The following is an 18515-nucleotide window of genomic DNA, read 5'->3' on the forward strand; positions in this document are numbered from 1 at the left end:
CATGCAACTGACATCAGAATCGTTCATACCCATTAGGCGAGGTTATGTGGAACAAAATACTACCAGGCCTAGTCTTACTTATTGGCAAGACGCCTGGTTACGCTTGAAAAGAAATAAAACAGCGATGCTGGGTTTATTTCTTATTATTGTGTTGTTATTCGCTGCTATTATTGGCCCCTTATTTTCAGCTACTTCTTATTCTGATCAAGATCTGTCGCTGGCCAATCAGGCACCAGGCAAGGCCCATTGGTTTGGCACGGATAATCTGGGCCGCGATCTTTTTATTCGCGTATTGTACGGAGCTCGCATTTCTCTGTCGATTGGAATTGTTGCAAGCTTGCTTAACTTTACTATTGGGGTGGCCTATGGTGGGATTGCCGGATTTATCGGCGGACGAACAGACCGTCTTATGATGAATCTTGTTGATATTTTATACAGCGTGCCTGTGCTCTTGTATGTCATATTACTGATGGTGGTATTAAAACCCGGGTTGACCAATATTTTTATTGCCTTGGGAATCGCCTACTGGTTGCAGATGGCCCGAATTGTTCGCGGACAAATACTGGTCATTAAGGAGCAGGAATATGTATTGGCGGCTCGTACGATTGGTGCTGGAAAATGTCGAATATTGTTAAGACATTTGATTCCTAACAGTATGGGGGCCATTATTATCACCATGACGTTGGCCATTCCAGATGCCATATTTACCGAAGCCTTTCTCAGCTTTATCGGGTTGGGTGTATCGGCACCCATGGCAAGCTGGGGGGTGCTGGCTTCTGAGGGCGTAAATAGCCTAAGATCTTATCCCTTTCAACTGTTTTTTCCATCACTGGCTATCAGTATAACTATGCTGGCCTTTAATTTTCTGGGCGATGGGTTGCGTGATGCCCTCGATCCCCGCATGCGGCGTTAAGGAGGAGAAAGCATGAAACCGATACTCGAAGTGCAGGATTTAGCAGTAACTTTTAATACTTATGCAGGAGAAGTTAGGGCGGTTCAGCAGGTTAGCTTTGCTGTTCATCCCGGTGAAGCCATTGGCATTGTAGGTGAGTCAGGCTGCGGAAAAAGTGTGACTGCTCATTCCATCATGGGACTGATCCCTCATCCGCCAGGGCAAGTGGTGGGTGGAAAAATATTATTTAATAGTACGGATCTACTGGAACTGTCGGAGCAAGCCATGATTAAAATACGCGGCAATGAGATCGGAATGATTTTTCAAGACCCCATGACTTCTCTTAATCCGGTGTTGACAGTGGGGAAACAGATTACGGAGAGCCTAAAATTGCACAAAAGGATGACTAGCGGGCAAGCTATGGCTAAAGCAGTGGATTTACTGCAAGTTGTGGGCATTCCTGCCGCGGAAAAGCGATTAAAGGATTATCCCCATCATTTTAGCGGGGGCATGCGTCAACGGGTGATGATTGCCATGGCCTTGGCATGCAATCCTAAATTACTTATTGCCGATGAACCAACTACTGCTTTGGATGTAACCATCCAGGCCCAAATTTTGGATTTAATCAAAGATTTGAAGCAGCAATTTAATACGGCGGTGATTATGATTTCTCATGATCTGGGTGTCATAGCCAGCCTGTGCAATCGCGTGATTGTGATGTACGCTGGTAAAGTAGCGGAAGCCGGCTCTGTTTACGATGTTTTTCACAACCCGCAGCATCCCTATACCTGGGGCTTATTAAAGTCGCTGCCCCGACTGGATGCTGATCAAAAAGCGTCCTTGTCAGTTATTGATGGGCAGCCACCTGATCTTTTGCAGCCGCCTAATGGGTGTCCCTTTCATCCACGCTGTCCTCATGCCATGAAAGTCTGTACCGAATGCTATCCGGATACAACACAATTGAATGATGAGCATAGTGTGAAATGTTGGCTGCAACATCCGGCTGCGCCGAAATCCGAGCGGGAGATGGTTCGATAATGAGGACGGAAACTTTGCTGGAAGTACGAAACTTAAAGAAACATTTTGCCGTTGCCACTAATTTTTTTGGCCGGACTACTGCTCAGTTAAAAGCAGTGGATGATGTCAGCTTTTCTATTGCAGCCGGAGAGACTTTGGGATTGGTTGGGGAGAGCGGCTGCGGTAAGTCAACAACGGGACGAACGATCATCGGTCTTTATCAGCCTACTGCGGGCCAAGTATTGTTTAAAGGGCAAGAACTGTTAGGAATGGGAGCTCAGAAAAATTTGTACCGGGAAATCCAGATGATTTTTCAGGATCCTTACGCATCCCTCAATCCACGTATGACAGTGGGGGATATTGTTGGCGAACCGCTCGATATTCACCATTTAGCGCAAGGAAAAGCACGGACAAAGCGCATTCAGGAACTGCTGCAGTTGGTTGGTCTTAATGCGGAGCACGCCAACCGCTTTCCCCATGAATTTAGTGGCGGACAACGTCAAAGGATCGGTATTGCCAGGGCATTAGCTGTTAATCCCAGTCTGATTATTTGTGATGAACCCATCTCGGCGTTAGATGTTTCCATTCAGGCCCAGGTAGTTAATTTATTGGAAAATTTGCAGCGTGAATTAGGATTAACTTATCTGTTTATCGCTCACGATTTGGCTATGGTCAAGTATATTAGCCGCCGGGTGGCAGTCATGTATTTGGGGAAGATTGTTGAACTAGCTGAGACTAACGAATTATATAGCAGTCCTCGCCACCCTTATACCCAGGCGTTGCTATCAGCCATTCCCATTCCTGATCCTGAAATGGAAGCGAAACGGGAGCGTATTTGTCTCCAAGGGGATGTTCCGAATCCGATCCATCCGCCTTCCGGGTGCCACTTTCGCACTCGCTGTCCCTATGCGATGCCTGTTTGTACTGAAAAAGAACCTGATTTTGCTGAGGCGGGTAATGGACATAGCGTTGCTTGTCATTTAATCACTGGATGTGCTAAACATAAAATTTTCCATAGAGTGATTGAACCTGTTATACTTAATTGAGGGCATATGGGTTAAATAGTTTAATCAGCAGAAGGTGAAAAAATGAGTGATATCATCGTTGCCATTGATCCGGGACGGGAAAAATGTGGTTTAGCTGTGTTACATAGGCAGTGCGGTGTGCTTGAAAAGGCAGTTATTGCGTCAGGTCAGCTGTTAGAAACGTTGCAGGATTATTGTACGCGTTATGATGTTGAAGTCGTTGTACTCGGTAATGGCACAAGTTCGGCTGAAAAAGCAGTGTCAATTCGCGATTTTTTGCATAGAATGTGTGCTAGAAGGATATCTTTGCAGCTCATAAATGAATATAAAACGACAGAATCCGCCCGCATTCGTTATTGGCGGGAAAATCCGCCCAAAGGCTGGCGGCGTCTGCTTCCTTTGACCATGCAAGTACCGCCTGTCCCTGTGGATGACGTGGTGGCTGTACTGCTTGGCGAAAAATATTTTAATTTATTTTAAATTTTTTGCTGGAAAAAGAGGAATACTCTTCCTCATATAGAATAGTTATGAAAGAGCCGGAAAGTATGGATGATTTGTGAGGAAACATGGCAACTCCCAAAAAGTCCTCCTCATGGCTCGAAAATGATATTTTTAGGAGGAAACAATTTATGAAAAAGAAAATCGCTCTTGGCCTTGCTTTAGCACTTGCTACAAGCGTAGGCACAACCGCTTTCGCAGCGGCTGCAAATCCTTTCACTGATGTCCCTACAAAACACTGGTCTTATGGTGCTGTTCAACAACTTGCTAAAGCAGGAATTATTGACGGCTACAACGACGGTACGTTCAAAGGTGACAAGACCATTACTCGTTATGAAATGGCTGTTCTTGTTGCTAAAGCAATGGCTAAAGAAGACAAAGCGGATGCTGCACAGAAAGCTACTATCGACAAACTAGCTGCAGAATTCTCCAGCGAACTTGACAACCTTGGCGTTCGTGTAACGAATTTGGAAAACAAAGTGGGTAACATTAAATGGGATGGTTATGCTCGTATTCGCGCTGAGCAGACTCCATCCGGTTCAAATCCTACTGGTGAAAAAGATACGGTTGGCAGAACTCGTGTTCGTTTGAATATGACGGCTCCACTTGATACGGATTGGACTTTCAAAGGCCGCATCCAGTATGATTCACAAGATAACAATAATTTAAATTCAGGCGCAGCTGCAAATGATAATGGTAAAATTGATTTTGCATCCGCTTATGTTACTGGTAAAGCTTTTGGTTTAGACACCATTTCTGTTGGTCGTGCTCCTGTATGGTTAGGTCAGGGCTTTATCTCTGATGATAAAGGCAGTGCAGGTGGTGTTGCTCCAGACGGTATTATTATCGGCAAGAACATTGGTGTAACAAACTTGCAGATCGGTTACAACCGTTCTAACGCGCTCTATAAAGCTTCTTCTGCTCTAAGGCCTTATGGTCTTCCAACAGATCTTACTACAGAATTTGCGGGCTTTACTGCTCCAATTGGAAGCACACTGATTTTTGATGCTTCTTATTTAAAAGATAAAGATAGCCACTATTACAAGACTACTGCTGCTGGCTTGACTTATACTGGCCTGCAAAACTTCACAATTAGCGGTGAATATGGTGAAAACAAATCAAAAGTTGTAAAAGATATTCTTAAAACAGGTAAAGCAAAGGCTTATCAGGCAAAAGTAAAATGGATGGGTGCTGATAAGAGCAAAGTCAATACTTGGGGAACTTGGGTAGCTTACAATAAATTTGAAGCTGGTTTCGATCCAGCTGATTTCACCACGACTGATTTCACCACCTATCAAACTGCGAATTTACAAGATGGTGGGCTGAAAGGCACTGAAGTTGGTGTAGAATATGTACCATTTAAAAATAGTATCTTAACTTTCAAATATGAAGGTTATAAAACTAGTGATATTAAAGCGAATGATTTCAATGCTAACAGTAAAGGCTATATTGCTCAGTTGGAAGTATTCTTCTGATCTTAATCAACAACCGGAACCTAGGAATTTATTCCTAGGTTCTTTTTTTGACTTTTTTAGATTCCTTGCCGACAGCTAGCGTGGGATTTATAGCCTCTCTTCTGTTGTTTTTTGCAGGAATTTTTTTCTTGTACCAGAATAATTCTATAGGAGTAGAAAGGGGAATGGTTATGTTTCGAAAAAATATGATTTGTTTGTTGGCTATCCTGCTTGTTCTTGCGTCTTTCAACGCATTCAGTTTTGCCGCCGAAAATGAGAAGGCCGTTACTCTCGATGACTTTGCTCATCCTGGACATGGTATAGAATCTGTTGCTGAGGGGCATGGCATGATTGATTGGCGACAGGGCGTGATTGAGGTACAAGGCTCTGGCACCGTTCTCGCTGAGTATGCTGCTATGCCGCAAGCTAAGATTATTGCCAGACGAGCGGCTATTGTGGATGGTTATCACAATTTGGCGCAAGCTGTCAAAGAGGTTCAAATTGATGCCCAGTCAACCATGAAGAATATTCAGCTTGCAGACGATAACGCTCGCATGAAAGTGGCAGCACTGATTCAAGGTGCTAGAATTATCAGTGAAAATCAGGCGGAAAATGGTGAGGTTACTGTTGTTATGGCGCTTGATCTTTATGGTGACAACAGTCTGAATAAAATCATTATGGAGAGTTCTCAAAATGTTAAACAGGCATCGATTCCTCAGCCTACTGTACCTATGAATATTTCCGATAGAGTAACAGGGCTTATTGTAAATGCGCGTGGATTAGGTTTGGAACCTGTGATGGCTGTGAAGATTTACGACCAGTCAGGACGCGCTGTTTACGGCAATCAATATGGTGATATCCAATACCAAATCGCCCGAGGTTTGGCTGAGTATGTTTTTACTGATGAAGATAGACAAACTGTTACGGCTGAAAAATCTCGTGCAGGCAGCGCACCGCTGATAATAAAAGCGTTAGGGTTGCGTGATAACAATTGCGACCTTGTTATCAGTAATGAAGATGGCGATAAAATTCTGGCAGCCAATAGCGGAAGAAACTTTATTCAAAAATGTGCTGTTGTTTTAGAAAAATAGCTATATTATAAAAAGAATAAGTGAATTATTGAAAAACTGCTAAAAGTTAGCAGTTTTCTTTATGTTAGAACTTGATTTAATATAAAATTAACAGTATAATTAAGTAAATATTTCCGCAATATCCACTTGGTGGAATTTGCAGAGATATGCATAAAGTGTGGTCAAAGGATAAAGGAGAGTAAGGAAACGTGGATACTTACGTATATCTTTATGCGGCGGCCTTGCTAAATGCACAAAAAACACATTTAGGGAGGAATTAAAAATGAAAAAGTCTCTTCTCGCAACAGCCGTGGCAGCAGCCATGGTACTTTCAACGTCAGCTGTTTTTGCAGCAACAGCTGATCCGTCACCTGTAACCATTGATGGGAGTGCAACTATTCAGTATCGTAATAACACAAATGATGCAGATGCTACTGCACCTAAGAAACCGAACAAAACAACGATTATTTTAAACTTTAACAATGATCTTGGTAATGGTTGGGATGCTTATGCTCGTGCTTCCATTCAGAGTTCAACGAGACAGATTGCAGATTTTAATACAAGTACGTATTCTAATGATTATGCGGCTTCACTTGATCAGTTTGGCTTTAAATATACCAATGGGGATAATCAGTTGAAAATTGGTCGTCAGTCCGCATGGGTTGGCGAAACGGGTCTGTTCTATGATACGACAGGTAAAGTCGGTAGAAAGATTATGGCTGATGGACTGACTTATACAGGGAAAGCGGATGCATGGAGTTATAAAGTCGTTGCAGTTCAAGAAAATGTAGATTATGGTGCACTAAAAAATGGTACGGTTATTGGTGACAGTAAGAATAAGCTGTATGTGGGTCATGTCAATTATAACTTTACACCCGATTTTGTTTTAGGTACGACTTTTGCGAAATATAATTTAGATAAGAAGGCTTCTTATCAAGGGAGTGCTGATGCAAAAGATTCCAATTTATGGGCTGTCAATACTGCTTATACTTTGGGTAATGCTACGTTCTCTGCTGAATATGGCAAAACAAATTATGATATTAACAATAAAGCTTACGATTTCGGTATTGCCTATAACTTTGATGAGAAAAACTCCATTTCAGCTACTTATTTCAAAGTAGAAGATAATGGCGATATTAATCATTACACGACCTTTGATCCGAATGCGAAAGGCATGTATTATAGCTTTACGCATAAATTTAATAAAGCTACTTCACTGAATTTCTTCTATGATGATGCAAAATATATTACTGGTACTGATGCTGATAAGAATTATACTTCCTTCCGTACCACCCTCAACTACAATTTCTAATCTTAGCACAAGACAAAAATCCTGCCGAGTTTCGGCAGGATTTTCTTTATTTTTCCCGAAATAATATCCCTATGAAGTACAAGGGGGTTTTTTCATGAGTCGAAAAATAATTGCGGCAGTTTTATTATTCTGCTTGTTATTCACAGTAGGTGCTTTTGCTCAAGGAACGAGTACGGAATTGACTGCTCTTGACAAATTGACGAGTATTGAAAAGGTTTATTATGGTGCGGAACAAACAGGCTCGTTAGTGGAACGGACGAACAGATTGGAAAAGGATGTTTATGGAAATATAACGAAAGATGCGCTCATGGTCAAAGTGGATCGTTTGTATGACCACACCAAGACAAATTCATCCACGAATCCGTCGTTTATTTTAAAACTGAATGCTGTCGAATGGAGTCTCATGCATAATGTGACGACTCAGCCTGGCAAGGCTAGAATAGAAGATCTGGAAAAAACTTTGACAGGCAGTCCCAGTCAGGGAGCCTTTGACTATCGATTAAATTCTTTGCTTAAGCTGGCTTATAGTGATAGTCATGTTGATGTAGGTGATGCCTCGATCCGGCAAGACAGTTTGATTAAGGTAAAATTGGTAACGCCGCTTAGCAGTAAGGATAGTCGGCCTGGAGACAGTTTTACTTATGCTGTTTCAGAGGATGTCTTTGATAATGGCTTACTTGTTATTGCCAAGGGGGCTATGGGGCAGGGAAGAGTCAAAAAAGTAGATCAAGCAGGTAATTTTGGTCGTGATGCGAAATTAGAATTGTCTTTTGATACGGTGGAAGCAGTAGATGGTACAGTCCTGGATACGTTGCTTGGTGATAAGGCCAAAGAAAAAACCAATTCCATGGCGACAGCAGCCGGTGCATCAGCTGCAGGAATGGTGATACTCGGACCTGTGGGAATTTTGGGCGGAGCGTTCGTACATGGTCACGATGTGGTGATGCCTGTTGATACGGAGCTCTATATTCAAACCAAAACAGAGGCACATGTTTACGGAATTCGACTTAAATAATTGTTTTTCAAAAGTGGGCTTAGTAAAAGCCCACTTTTTTGCGCTTTATTACCAGTCTGGCTATGGCAGGAAAAAGGAGATTGGTGTAGAATCATAGTGATGTAGTTCCATCTTAAATGGGTTAGGTGGAGAGGAATAGGAGATAACATGAGAAAACAGTCCAAACAAGTTGTTGCAATCGCAGTTGCCTGCGGCTTTTTATGGGGAAATAGCTTGAGTGGTGAGGCAGCTGAAACGATCACAGCTGCTGAACAGACCCGGACTCAGCCTTTAACCAATCAAGAGCCTGTAGCAATAGAAAATACAGTCCAACCCGATCCGCAGTCCAGTCCTATAGATAAGAAGACAGCCGAAGTAGCGAAGGCCGACACTGCTAAAGATACCCCAAAAACTAAAAAAGCTAAGACTCAATCAGATGCTCCTGTGACGATAACAGCAGATGAATTATATATGAGCGATTCCACTGGCGATGTTTATGCCAAAGGCAATGTCAAAATGGTTCAAGGCAGTCAACAGCTTCTGACAGATTTGCTTAATGGCAATACGAACCAGCAAGAACTATGGATTGCAGGACAAGCTGATTACACAGATACGGCGTTTAAGGCTCATCTTGACGCGATGGATACACGTTATAATTATCAGACAAAAGAAGGAACGATGGCAGCTGTCAAGGGAAAAGTGGATCGCGATATTATTTCTGGCGAATCAGTAGTCATGGCGCCAACGGAGATATTGATTCATAATGGTACGGTGACTCGTTGTCCTGCTAAGGTGCCTGATTATCACATGAGTGCTGAGCGCATTGAAATGTGGCCTGGAAAAAAGATGGTCGCTTATAATGCGAAGTTTTGGCTTGGAAATATGGTTATTTACAGCTTGCCTGTGTACGAGCAGTCTTTAGAACCAGGTGCACAGGGTAACAATGCTTATCCTACGATTGGCTATAGCAGTCGCGATGGAGTTCATATTCGACAAAAATTGGAAATGCCTGTAGCCAATAAATTTTATGGCTTTGTTAATCTGGATTTTTATACGCATGGCGGGTTTAAACCCAATGGGGGAGTTTCTTATCGGCAGTCAGCGTATTCAGTTGGTGTTATAGACGGATATTATCGTGATGATAATGGTAATTGGATTAAGAAACAGCCGGAATTTGATTTTAATCTTTATTCTCATCGCATTGGTTCTTTGCCCATTAGTTATACTTTTAATGCCGCCTATGGTCAGTGGATCGATTCGTCAAAAACAAGCTGGCATAAAGAATACAATCTTTATTTTAGTCATGATGTTATTCATTTAAATGGCAGGAATGATTTATCTTTAGGTACTGGTGTAGGAATGATTCATGAAAGTTACGATAATTCAACGATTCATGATTTTAAATTTGATACAACGCTGACGCATACCTTTAATGATCGTTGGAGCACTTGGCTGGGATATCATTATACAAAAACCCAGAATAGTTTGTTTGCCTATGATCGACCGGATATGGCCCGTGAATTGGATACGGGCTTTAGCTATAAGATTGACAATAAGAATACCTTCAAGTATAGTCAAAGTTATGATTTGAATAATAAGCATCTCTATGACCAGGATTATACGTGGGTGCATGATTTGCATTGCTGGGTAGGTTCGCTGACTTATCGTGCGAAACGGGATCAGTGGAAATTTGATGTTGCATTGAAACGTTGGTAGATGACGAACCCGAAAGGGAGATTTTTATGAAGCGAATATTTTTAGATCTTATTGATCACATGAAAAACAAAAAAATTATGGTTATTGGCGATATGGTTGCCGATTCTTATTTAGAGGGCAAGATTTCGCGTATTTCCCGCGAAGCACCTGTACTCATTTTAGAGCATACCGGTGAAAAAGTGGTGCCAGGCGGTGCTGCCAATGTCGTGCATAATGGAGCGACATTGCTTGGTAAGGTCTATGCTGTTGGAGTTATTGGCCTGGATTCGGCAGGTGAACTTTTGAATCAAAGACTGCAGCAAGTGGGCGTCAATACGGATGGGTTTATTATTGATGAAGAGCGACCGACTATTTCCAAGCAACGGATTATGGCGGGCGGACTCGCCACAGTGAGACAGCAAGTTGTCCGAATTGACAAGGAAAGCAAGAAACCGCTATCTTCTCATACAGAGCAAAAGCTTCTTGAGTATATAAGAAGAACTTTACCTCACATGGATGCAGTTGTCATGAGTGATTACGGCAGCTATACCGTATTTGATACACTAAAGAAAAACGTGATTGATTGGTGCAATGAACGAAGCATTCCTTGCATGGTGGATTCACGGTATGATATTCTTTCTTATACAAATGTTACTCTTGTCAAACAAAACGAATCAGAGGCAGCAAATGCTGCTGGGCTACCCGATTTAACGGGGCAGCGGCTACAAGAAGCAGGCGAAAAATTGCTTGAGCAGCTTAAAGCCCGGGCTGTTCTGATTACACAAGGTGCAGAAGGTATGACATTATTTGAACAGCAAGGGAAACAGACGCATATTCCTGTTACGAATATCAGCGAAGTTTATGATGTGAGCGGCGCGGGGGATACCGTCGTTGTAACTATGATGCTGGCCATTGCTGCAGGTGCTGATTTTTTTGCGGCAGCGAAACTGGCCAATGTGGCTGCAGGTATTGTGGTGCGCAAATCAGGTACAGCGACGACAAATCCCTTGGAATTAAAGCAAGCGATAGGAGACCAATTTGATGAAACTCGTTGAGCGACAGACTGCGCAGGAACTAGTGCAGCAATTAAAAGCACAAGGAAAAACCGTTGTGTTTACGAACGGTTGTTTTGATATCCTCCATGCCGGGCATGTACGTTATCTCACGGCGGCTCGCGAGCTTGGCGATTGCCTGATTGTTGGACTGAACAGCGATCAATCTGTGCAACGTCTGAAAGGGCCCGCTCGTCCCATTAATCAACAGCAGGATCGGGCTGAAGTGCTTGCCGGTCTTTATGCCGTGGATTACATTGTTATTTTTTCTGATGAGACAGCCGAAAGTCTTGTGGCAGAGCTTCAGCCTGATATTTATGTCAAAGGCGGCGATTATTCTATTGAGCGTTTGCCAGAGGCAGCCATTGCTGCTTCGTATGGCGGAAAAACGATACTCATTCCGGAAGTAGCCGGAAAGTCTTCTAGCCGGATTATTGCCAAGATTGCTGGACAGTAAAGGCGGGAAAAATTCATGAAATTATCGTTAGGCAATGTTTTGGTTGTAAAAATGAGCGCTATTGGTGACGTTATCCACGCTTTGCCTGTTTCGTATGCACTCAAGGAAACCTATCCAGATACGAAAATTACGTGGGTTGTTGAACCGCCTGCTTATGGGCTGCTTAAAAATAACCCTTATATTGATGACATTATCATATTTGAAAAGGCAAAATTTCGCTCACTTCGAGGGCTGGTTACACAGCTGCCCTCGTTTTCTCATATTTTAAAACAAGGTCGGTTTGATGTGGCCTTGGATCTCCAGGGACTGGCGAAAAGCGCTGCTATGGCTTATTTAAGCAAGGCTCCCAAGCGACTGGGCTTTTGCAATATGCGGGAAGGCAGCCAGCTGATTAGTACGCCCGTTTGTGGTTCACATCAGCAGGGCAGCGTTGTTGAGCGGTATCTTGATGTAGTAAGAGCCTTGGGGTGCAGGGTGGACAAAGTTGTTTTTCCTGTATTTCCAACGGAAGAAGAAAAACAGCAAGCACGAATTCTTGCTCAAGAGGCCGGGCTTGATATAGATCAATCCTATATTTTGCTTGTACCTGGCGCGAATTGGCCGAATAAGCGGTGGCCTACGGAGCATTTTGCGTGTCTTGTGGACCTTATTTGGGGATCAGGCAAAGTCCCTGTTGTTGTGGGGGCCGGGAACGATCAAGTGTTGGTAGATGAAGTGATAGCGAAGGCCCGGCGCTCGCCCATCAGCTTAGTTGGAAAAACATCCTTAAAGCAACTCGCTTATATCATGCAGTGTAGCACTGCTCTTGTGGGTGGTGATACAGGGCCGATGCATTTGGCAGCCGGACTGAAGACACCTGTTGTCGCTCTCATGGGGCCGACCGATGTCAATCGAAACGGACCTTATGGTGCGGGCCATAAAACTTTGACGGTCAGTCATGACTGTGCTGGGTGTTGGCAGAGAAAGTGTCCTAAGATGCTAGATTGCTTGGCAGACATCACGCCAAAACAGGTTTTTGGGGCCCTTCAAACGATTATAGACAGGATAAAGCCATGACAAAATCTTTGGAAAACATTCAAAAAATACTTGTGATGAATTTGGCCTTTATCGGTGATGTCGTGTTATCAACACCTGTAACACGGGTGCTAAGAGAAGCCTATCCTCAGGCTGTTATGGATATGCTTGTCGTGCCTGTGACGGCAGAAATTGCTTCTGGAAACCCCTTTGTGAATGAAGTGCTTGTTTATGATAAACGGGGACAGCATAAAAAACTTGGACAGTTGCTGAAGCTGATTTGGGAGATACGCAGTCGTCACTATGATTTAGCTGTATGCACGAATTTCGCCGCACGCGGTGCGATGCTGGCCTGGATAGCCGGAATTCCTTATCGCGCAGGCTATGATCGACAGCATGCCAATCTGTTTCTTACGCATATAGCCAGTGGTGAACGGAGTGAAATATGTCATGAAGCAGAAAATTATTTGGCTGTGTTAAAACCGCTTGGAATTACAACGGCTGATACTACGCTTACATTTCAAGTACAGGAACAAGACAAGCTGAATCTTGCAGCCAAAGTGCCGAAACTGACGCTGGATCAACCGATAGCTGTCGTATGTCCTAGTGGCAGTTATCCGCGTAAAAGTTGGACAATTTCTGCCTATGCCGAACTTATTTGCCGTTTGGCGGAAGAAAGTCAGGTTGTGCTTATTGGGGGAGGCAGGGAAGCTGCTGAATTGAGTAAAATTAGTCAGGCCAGTGCTGATTTAGCCGGAAAAAACGTAGCTTCTGTGCTTGCTGGGGAGCTCAGTCTCGGCGAACTTGCTGCGCTGCTTCAACGTTGTAAGGTTCTCGTATCCATTGATACAGGGCCAATGCATATAGCTCAAGCTGTGGGAACGCCTGTTGTGGCTTTATTTGGCCCGACAGACCCGGCCATTTGGGGGCCAAGGGGGTTAGATGATCACGTTTTTTATGAGAAGCTTTCCTGCTCGCCTTGTTGGGGCAAAGGGGACTGTACGAAAAACCGCTGCATGACAGACATTGCTGCGGAAAAAGTTATTGAAGCTGCGTTGCGTCAGATTAGAAAGTAGGGACAAAGATGAGTTTGTCAGTCATTATTTTGGCGAAAAATGAAGAAAAAAATATTCAAGACTGCATTGAGAGTGCTTTGTTTGCCGACGAGGTGCTTGTTATTGATGATTTCAGCACGGATGCAACCGTTGAGATAGCTACGAAATTAGGAGCCAAGGTCTATCAGCATGCCATGGACGGAAACTGGGGAGCTCAGCAAACTTATGCGATTGATGTAGCGACGACAGACTGGATTTTCTTTTTAGATGCTGATGAGCGGATACCAGAGGTATTGCAGCAGGAGATCAAGGCAGCGGTTACGATCAATGAAAAATTTGCTTATCAAGTACCTCGTCTTAACCATGCCATGGGTGAACCTTTGTATCATGGCGGCTGGTATCCCGATTATGGTTTTCATCTTATGCCGCGCGAAAACTTTCGTGTCGAAGGCTTTGTTCATCCTCAGTTTGTTCATCCTTATCAAGCGCGTAAGCTGAAGAATCACCTAATTCATTACACTTATAGCAGTTGGGAGCAATATTTTAATAAGCTCAATAACTATACAAGGCTGGCTGCGGAAAAAAACTACAACAAAGGGAAGCACGCACTTTTTATAAGAGATATCGTGTTGCGGCCTTGTTTTGCTTTTATTAAAATGTACCTTTTGCAATCGGGCTGGCGAGATGGGCGGATCGGCTTTATTTTGGCGTCCTTTCATTTTTGTTATACTATGGCTAAATATGTAAAGTTGTATGCGTTGGAGTGCGATAAGGGGGCGAAAGTATGCGAATAGCCATCTTTGAATCCATTATTACAACAGGCGGACATGAGGTTGACTTTGATCGGCTCCTTGTGGAAGAATTGGCGCAGCAGGGACATGAGCCGATTCTTTATGTTCCAGAGGGCTTTCCCTTTCAGCATACCTATCACATTCCTATTCGTTATCTTAAAGGACCCGGTGTTTCTTATGCCGGGGCGAAAGGATTAAAAAAGAACTGGTTGAGCTTGGTCCGCGAACACCGCCGTTATCACTGGTTTGAACAGCTTTATCGAGCGGCTGTGGATAGAGAGTTCGATGCGATGATTGTGCCGACTTCGACATACCGGTATTTGAAGGGATTGCGTCGGACGAAACTAAAGAATTCACCTGTGCCGCTTGTGTTTATTGTGCATGGTGTAAATCCCGGTGAAAAACCGAAATTAAATAAAGAAATTGTCAATCTTACAGGCAATTCTACCGTTAAAATCGCTGTGATTCATTGTGGCGGGACGCTGTTTCCAAAGAAATATTCCGAGGTCTGTACAATTAAGCCGCCAACTTATTTGCCGAGGGACAGTGAACTTTCCGCCCAAGTAGCAGTCAAACCTGATTCGCCTTTGACGCTCGGTTTTTTTGGTCAGTATCGCAAGGAAAAAAATTTAGAAGCTTTGCTTGAGTTATTCTTAGAATGCAAGTTTGAACGACCTGTACAGCTGAAAATTCAAGGGGCTACAGTCAAGCCTGAAGATAGAGATGATTTTGATCGAATTATTGATGAGTATAACAAAGAGCAGCAGTTTAGCTTTTTGCATAAGGGACTGTTTGGCAGGGAGTGGCAGCAGGCTATTGCAGCTGTCGATGCGCTTATCATGCCCTATGCTGCTCCGCGTTACCGTTATCATTGGGGCGGTATGCTCTTTACTGCCATTGGTTTTCAAAAACCTGTGCTGTTATCGGAAGATATTAATCCGGAAGTTCTTGATGAATATGATATTGGCATGACTTTTGATGCCAATGATGCGGAGCAACTGAAATGCACGTTGGAAACCTTTGCGAATACGTATGACAGTAAGCAGTCTGTTTATCATAACGAATTGATCAGGGCTGGACAGGATTTTGCACCAGCACGGTTTGTTCAGCAGCTTGTCGAATTTGCTAAAAAATGAGGGGGGATTTACTCGTGATTTTATCAGTCCTTGAACAACATTTGGATACAATCAGTCAATTAAAAGGGTTGACTCAAGAAATAGCAACGATCGCCAAAACATGCAGCCAAGCTCTTAAGGCGGGCAAACGCATTTATCTGATGGGCAATGGCGGCAGTGCGGCAGACAGTCAGCACATTGCTGCCGAGTTTGTCGGCCGGTTTCAAATCGAGCGTCAGCCTCTGCCTGCGCTTGCTTTTACTACAGACACATCATTGCTTACGGCAGTAGGCAATGATTATGGCTTTGATGAAGTCTTTGCTAGACAGGTGAGAGCTTTTGTTCAGCCGGGCGATGTAGTGATTGGTATTTCTACGTCAGGAAACAGTGGCAATATCTTAAAAGCGATGGCTTGTGCCCAGGAGCAAGGCGGTGTGACGATTGCTTTTACAGGACAGGGTGGCGGAAAGCTGGCAAATTGTTGCGATTACTGTTTGGCTGTTCCTTCGCCTGTTACAGCCAGAGTGCAGGAGGCACATATTTTGATTGGCCATATTATCTGCCAGTATGTAGATGAGGTGCTTTATGGTGCTCAGTAAGAAAAGACAAGTCTTCGATTATTTTGCAAATTCCGTAGGTCAGTCACGGGTTACTGTAATTGGTGATATTATGCTTGATAAATATTATATGGGCGAAGTAAAACGTATTTCACCTGAAGCCCCTGTACCTGTTACACGTGTGATAGAACAGAAGAATGTTCTGGGTGGTGCCGGCAATGTGGCTCATAATCTGAGTCGACTGGGGTGTCAGGTACAGCTGATTGGCGTAGTGGGGCAAGATGAAAGAAAAACAACTTTGTGCCACTTGATGCAGTCCGTCGGCATGAGTGAAGACTATTTGATTGTAAGCAGTCGTCGGCCGACGACAACAAAACTGCGGGTAATTGGCGGCCATCAGCAGATGATGCGGCTGGATTTTGAAGATACAGACCTTTTATCAAATAAATTAGAAAATGCCGTACTTCATAAAGTAGAGCTTAGTCTGGAGCAAGGCGCGCAATGTCTGATTCTATCAGATTATGCAAAGGGTTTATGTACGCCTAGACTATGCCGAAAAGTGATCCGCCTGGCGCACGAGGCAGGGATTCCTGTTGTTGTGGATCCCAAGGGCGATAAGTGGAAAAAATATCAGGGTGCTGATTATATTACGCCCAATTTAAAAGAAGTAGGGGAAGCTCTGAAAAAGACGGTTCCTAATGACGACAATCCTGTCGTTGTTGCTGCAGAAACTATTCGCAAACGGTTTAGTATTGGTAACGTTATTGCTACGCGTTCGGAACATGGTATGAGCTTTGTGGGAGAGAACCAGATTTTTCATATCCCGACATTGGCTCAGGAAGTTTTTGATGTGTCTGGTGCAGGTGATACTGTTATTGCTGTGTTCAGCTGTGCTTTGGCAGGAAAATTGAATGTTTTTGATTCGTCTTATGTGGCCAATGTGGCTGCAGGAATTGTTGTAGGAAGAGTCGGTACTTATGCTGTATCACAGCAAGAATTGCTAGTGGCGTTGCATAAGATAGTAGCTGATAAGGAGGGCAAATTATGATTATTGTAACAGGTGGTGCCGGTTTTATTGGCAGCAACCTTGTAAAAGGTTTAAATGACAAAGGTGCTCAGGACATTCTTATTGTTGATAATTTAGGTCAGAGTGAGAAATTCCGAAATCTCGTTGGTCTGCGTTATAACGATTATCAGTATAAACAGGATTTTATTGAAAATTTAACAGCCGGCTGTTTTGACAACCAACCGATTGAGGCTATATTTCATGAAGGCGCGTGTTCCGATACGATGGAATATGATGCGAATTACATGATGAAGAATAACTATGAATATAGTAAGAAACTGCTGCATTTCGCGTTGAAACGGCGCATCCCTTTTTTCTACGCTTCTTCGGCGTCAACTTATGGAAGTGGAACAAATGGTTTTACTGAAGGAGATCATTATGAAGGGGCCCTTAATGTTTATGCCTTTTCCAAACTGATTTTTGATCGTTATGTGCGTCAAATTCTACCATCAGCTACCAGTCAAGTCGTGGGACTACGATATTTTAATGTGTTTGGGCCGCAGGAAAATCATAAGGGCAAAATGGCATCAACAGCTCTTCATTTTTATAACCAATTGAAAATAGGTGATAAAGTTCAATTGTTTTCCGGTTGTGACGGTTATGGTAATGGTGAACAGAAACGGGATTTTGTCTATGTCAAAGATGTTGTTAAAGTAAACCTCGAATTTTTTGAGCGTCAATTGCCCAGTGGAATCTATAACTGTGGTACAGGGACTGCCCGTACATTTAACGACATGGCGAATGCCGTGATTGCCCAGAAAAAAAAGGGGGAGATTGAATATATCCCGTTCCCCGAGGTATTGAAAGGAAAATATCAGAGTTATACGCAGGCTGATTTGAAAAATTTACTTGCTGCAGGATATACTGGCGGATTCCGTTCCCTTGAAGAAGCTGTAGCTGATTATATAAACCACTTGGATGAGAGTGCGGGGTACTACTCGTTATGCTAAAACGGGCCATTTTTTTAGACCGTGATGGCGTGATCAACATCGACAGGGGTTATGTTCATAGGAAAGAAGATTTCTGTTGGGTTGATGGTGCTATTGAGACGGTCCGTCAGTTTAATGAATTGGATTATCTGGTTTTTGTTGTAACCAATCAAGGCGGAATTGCACGGGCCTTCTATACGGAGCAGGATGTGCTTGACTTGCATAACTGGCTTCAAAGTGAACTCAACAAGCAAGGAGCACACATTGATCAATTTTATTACTGTCCTCATCATGTAGAGGGTAGTGTGCCGGAACATAGCCATGTGTGTAGCTGCCGCAAACCTGAGCCAGGGATGATTCTCGCAGCGGCTCAGGAATGGCCGGTGGATCTCAATCGATCGGTCATGATTGGTGACAAGCCTTCAGATATGGAAGCAGCCAAACGGGCTGGAGTCACTGGTTATTTGTTTTGTGGCGGCAATCTGTTTGAGTTTTGCCGAGAAAAAGTGTGGAATTCCTAAT

At 43.4% G+C, this 18515-nt stretch carries 19 protein-coding genes; all 19 read left to right on the forward strand.

Features of this window, described 5'->3' with window-relative positions:
- The first annotated feature begins 1 nt into the window (after position 1).
- The 19 genes from Ga0466249_RS00415 (at position 2) to gmhB (ending at position 18514) form a co-directional block, all read left to right on the forward strand.
- A complete protein-coding gene (locus Ga0466249_RS00415) occupies positions 2 to 913 on the forward strand; it encodes an ABC transporter permease (protein ID WP_215827459.1) in 912 nt (303 codons plus the stop codon).
- 12 nt (positions 914 to 925) lie between these two features.
- Positions 926 to 1930, forward strand: coding sequence for an ABC transporter ATP-binding protein (locus Ga0466249_RS00420; RefSeq protein ID WP_215827460.1), 1005 nt, complete (start codon positions 926 to 928; stop codon positions 1928 to 1930).
- Positions 1930 to 2955 carry an ABC transporter ATP-binding protein gene (locus Ga0466249_RS00425; protein WP_215827461.1) on the forward strand — a complete coding sequence of 342 codons (1026 nt, stop codon included), beginning with the start codon at positions 1930 to 1932 and terminating at the stop codon, positions 2953 to 2955. Before Ga0466249_RS00420 ends, Ga0466249_RS00425 begins: the two co-directional genes overlap by 1 nt.
- A 42-nt stretch (positions 2956 to 2997) precedes the next feature.
- Complete coding sequence (locus tag Ga0466249_RS00430) at positions 2998 to 3414, forward strand: RuvC family protein (protein ID WP_215827462.1); 417 nt, start codon at positions 2998 to 3000, stop codon at positions 3412 to 3414.
- 149 nt (positions 3415 to 3563) lie between these two features.
- Positions 3564 to 4907 carry an S-layer homology domain-containing protein gene (locus tag Ga0466249_RS00435; RefSeq protein WP_215827463.1) on the forward strand — a complete coding sequence of 448 codons (1344 nt, stop codon included), beginning with the start codon at positions 3564 to 3566 and terminating at the stop codon, positions 4905 to 4907.
- A gap of 170 nt (positions 4908 to 5077) precedes the next feature.
- Complete coding sequence (locus tag Ga0466249_RS00440; RefSeq protein WP_215827464.1) at positions 5078 to 5977, forward strand: TP0624 family protein; 900 nt, start codon at positions 5078 to 5080, stop codon at positions 5975 to 5977.
- Positions 5978 to 6239: 262 nt separating this feature from the next.
- Positions 6240 to 7268, forward strand: coding sequence for a porin family protein (locus Ga0466249_RS00445; protein WP_215827465.1), 1029 nt, complete (start codon positions 6240 to 6242; stop codon positions 7266 to 7268).
- Between the two features lie 94 nt (positions 7269 to 7362).
- A complete protein-coding gene (locus Ga0466249_RS00450; RefSeq protein ID WP_215827466.1) occupies positions 7363 to 8283 on the forward strand; it encodes a hypothetical protein in 921 nt (306 codons plus the stop codon).
- Between the two features lie 147 nt (positions 8284 to 8430).
- A complete protein-coding gene (locus Ga0466249_RS00455; protein WP_215827467.1) occupies positions 8431 to 9978 on the forward strand; it encodes an LptA/OstA family protein in 1548 nt (515 codons plus the stop codon).
- A 26-nt stretch (positions 9979 to 10004) separates the two neighbouring features.
- Entirely contained in the window at positions 10005 to 11012 is a 1008-nt protein-coding gene (locus Ga0466249_RS00460) for a bifunctional heptose 7-phosphate kinase/heptose 1-phosphate adenyltransferase (RefSeq protein WP_215827468.1), read from the forward strand.
- Entirely contained in the window at positions 10999 to 11466 is a 468-nt protein-coding gene (gene rfaE2 / locus Ga0466249_RS00465; protein WP_215827469.1) for a D-glycero-beta-D-manno-heptose 1-phosphate adenylyltransferase, read from the forward strand. The genes Ga0466249_RS00460 and rfaE2 overlap by 14 nt, the downstream gene beginning before the upstream one ends.
- 15 nt (positions 11467 to 11481) lie before the next feature.
- Entirely contained in the window at positions 11482 to 12522 is a 1041-nt protein-coding gene (waaF, locus tag Ga0466249_RS00470) for a lipopolysaccharide heptosyltransferase II (RefSeq protein WP_215827470.1), read from the forward strand.
- On the forward strand, positions 12519 to 13556 hold the full coding sequence (gene waaF, locus Ga0466249_RS00475) for a lipopolysaccharide heptosyltransferase II (protein ID WP_215827471.1): 1038 nt from the start codon (positions 12519 to 12521) through the stop codon (positions 13554 to 13556). The genes waaF (Ga0466249_RS00470) and waaF (Ga0466249_RS00475) overlap by 4 nt, the downstream gene beginning before the upstream one ends.
- 8 nt (positions 13557 to 13564) lie before the next feature.
- Entirely contained in the window at positions 13565 to 14329 is a 765-nt protein-coding gene (locus tag Ga0466249_RS00480; RefSeq protein ID WP_215827472.1) for a glycosyltransferase family 2 protein, read from the forward strand.
- The gene (locus tag Ga0466249_RS00485; protein WP_215827473.1) at positions 14320 to 15462 is read left to right on the forward strand and encodes a glycosyltransferase; all 1143 of its coding nucleotides are present in this window, start codon (positions 14320 to 14322) and stop codon (positions 15460 to 15462) included. The genes Ga0466249_RS00480 and Ga0466249_RS00485 overlap by 10 nt, the downstream gene beginning before the upstream one ends.
- A gap of 14 nt (positions 15463 to 15476) precedes the next feature.
- The gene (locus tag Ga0466249_RS00490; RefSeq protein WP_312889675.1) at positions 15477 to 16040 is read left to right on the forward strand and encodes a D-sedoheptulose-7-phosphate isomerase; all 564 of its coding nucleotides are present in this window, start codon (positions 15477 to 15479) and stop codon (positions 16038 to 16040) included.
- Positions 16027 to 17046, forward strand: coding sequence for a D-glycero-beta-D-manno-heptose-7-phosphate kinase (rfaE1, locus tag Ga0466249_RS00495; protein WP_215827475.1), 1020 nt, complete (start codon positions 16027 to 16029; stop codon positions 17044 to 17046). Before Ga0466249_RS00490 ends, rfaE1 begins: the two co-directional genes overlap by 14 nt.
- A complete protein-coding gene (rfaD, locus tag Ga0466249_RS00500) occupies positions 17043 to 18014 on the forward strand; it encodes an ADP-glyceromanno-heptose 6-epimerase (RefSeq protein WP_215827476.1) in 972 nt (323 codons plus the stop codon). The genes rfaE1 and rfaD overlap by 4 nt, the downstream gene beginning before the upstream one ends.
- Positions 18008 to 18514, forward strand: a complete 507-nt coding sequence (gene gmhB / locus Ga0466249_RS00505) for a D-glycero-beta-D-manno-heptose 1,7-bisphosphate 7-phosphatase (protein WP_215827477.1) — start codon at positions 18008 to 18010, stop codon at positions 18512 to 18514. The genes rfaD and gmhB overlap by 7 nt, the downstream gene beginning before the upstream one ends.
- Position 18515: the final 1 nt, after the last annotated feature.

It is taken from the genome of Pelorhabdus rhamnosifermentans (assembly GCF_018835585.1).
Taxonomy (GTDB): Bacteria; Bacillota; Negativicutes; order UMGS1260; family UMGS1260; genus Pelorhabdus; species Pelorhabdus rhamnosifermentans.

Coding starts and splice junctions, on each gene's coding strand:
- rfaE1 (WP_215827475.1), top strand. CDS start 16,027: ATGGTGCTCAGTAAGAAAAGACAAGTCTTCGATTATTTTGCAAATTCC.
- waaF (WP_215827470.1), top strand. CDS start 11,482: ATGAAATTATCGTTAGGCAATGTTTTGGTTGTAAAAATGAGCGCTATT.
- rfaE2 (WP_215827469.1), top strand. CDS start 10,999: ATGAAACTCGTTGAGCGACAGACTGCGCAGGAACTAGTGCAGCAATTA.
- Ga0466249_RS00420 (WP_215827460.1), top strand. CDS start 926: ATGAAACCGATACTCGAAGTGCAGGATTTAGCAGTAACTTTTAATACT.
- Ga0466249_RS00450 (WP_215827466.1), top strand. CDS start 7,363: ATGAGTCGAAAAATAATTGCGGCAGTTTTATTATTCTGCTTGTTATTC.
- Ga0466249_RS00485 (WP_215827473.1), top strand. CDS start 14,320: ATGCGAATAGCCATCTTTGAATCCATTATTACAACAGGCGGACATGAG.
- Ga0466249_RS00460 (WP_215827468.1), top strand. CDS start 10,005: ATGAAGCGAATATTTTTAGATCTTATTGATCACATGAAAAACAAAAAA.
- Ga0466249_RS00455 (WP_215827467.1), top strand. CDS start 8,431: ATGAGAAAACAGTCCAAACAAGTTGTTGCAATCGCAGTTGCCTGCGGC.
- Ga0466249_RS00430 (WP_215827462.1), top strand. CDS start 2,998: ATGAGTGATATCATCGTTGCCATTGATCCGGGACGGGAAAAATGTGGT.
- Ga0466249_RS00425 (WP_215827461.1), top strand. CDS start 1,930: ATGAGGACGGAAACTTTGCTGGAAGTACGAAACTTAAAGAAACATTTT.
- gmhB (WP_215827477.1), top strand. CDS start 18,008: ATGCTAAAACGGGCCATTTTTTTAGACCGTGATGGCGTGATCAACATC.
- Ga0466249_RS00445 (WP_215827465.1), top strand. CDS start 6,240: ATGAAAAAGTCTCTTCTCGCAACAGCCGTGGCAGCAGCCATGGTACTT.
- waaF (WP_215827471.1), top strand. CDS start 12,519: ATGACAAAATCTTTGGAAAACATTCAAAAAATACTTGTGATGAATTTG.
- Ga0466249_RS00480 (WP_215827472.1), top strand. CDS start 13,565: ATGAGTTTGTCAGTCATTATTTTGGCGAAAAATGAAGAAAAAAATATT.
- rfaD (WP_215827476.1), top strand. CDS start 17,043: ATGATTATTGTAACAGGTGGTGCCGGTTTTATTGGCAGCAACCTTGTA.
- Ga0466249_RS00435 (WP_215827463.1), top strand. CDS start 3,564: ATGAAAAAGAAAATCGCTCTTGGCCTTGCTTTAGCACTTGCTACAAGC.
- Ga0466249_RS00440 (WP_215827464.1), top strand. CDS start 5,078: ATGTTTCGAAAAAATATGATTTGTTTGTTGGCTATCCTGCTTGTTCTT.
- Ga0466249_RS00415 (WP_215827459.1), top strand. CDS start 2: ATGCAACTGACATCAGAATCGTTCATACCCATTAGGCGAGGTTATGTG.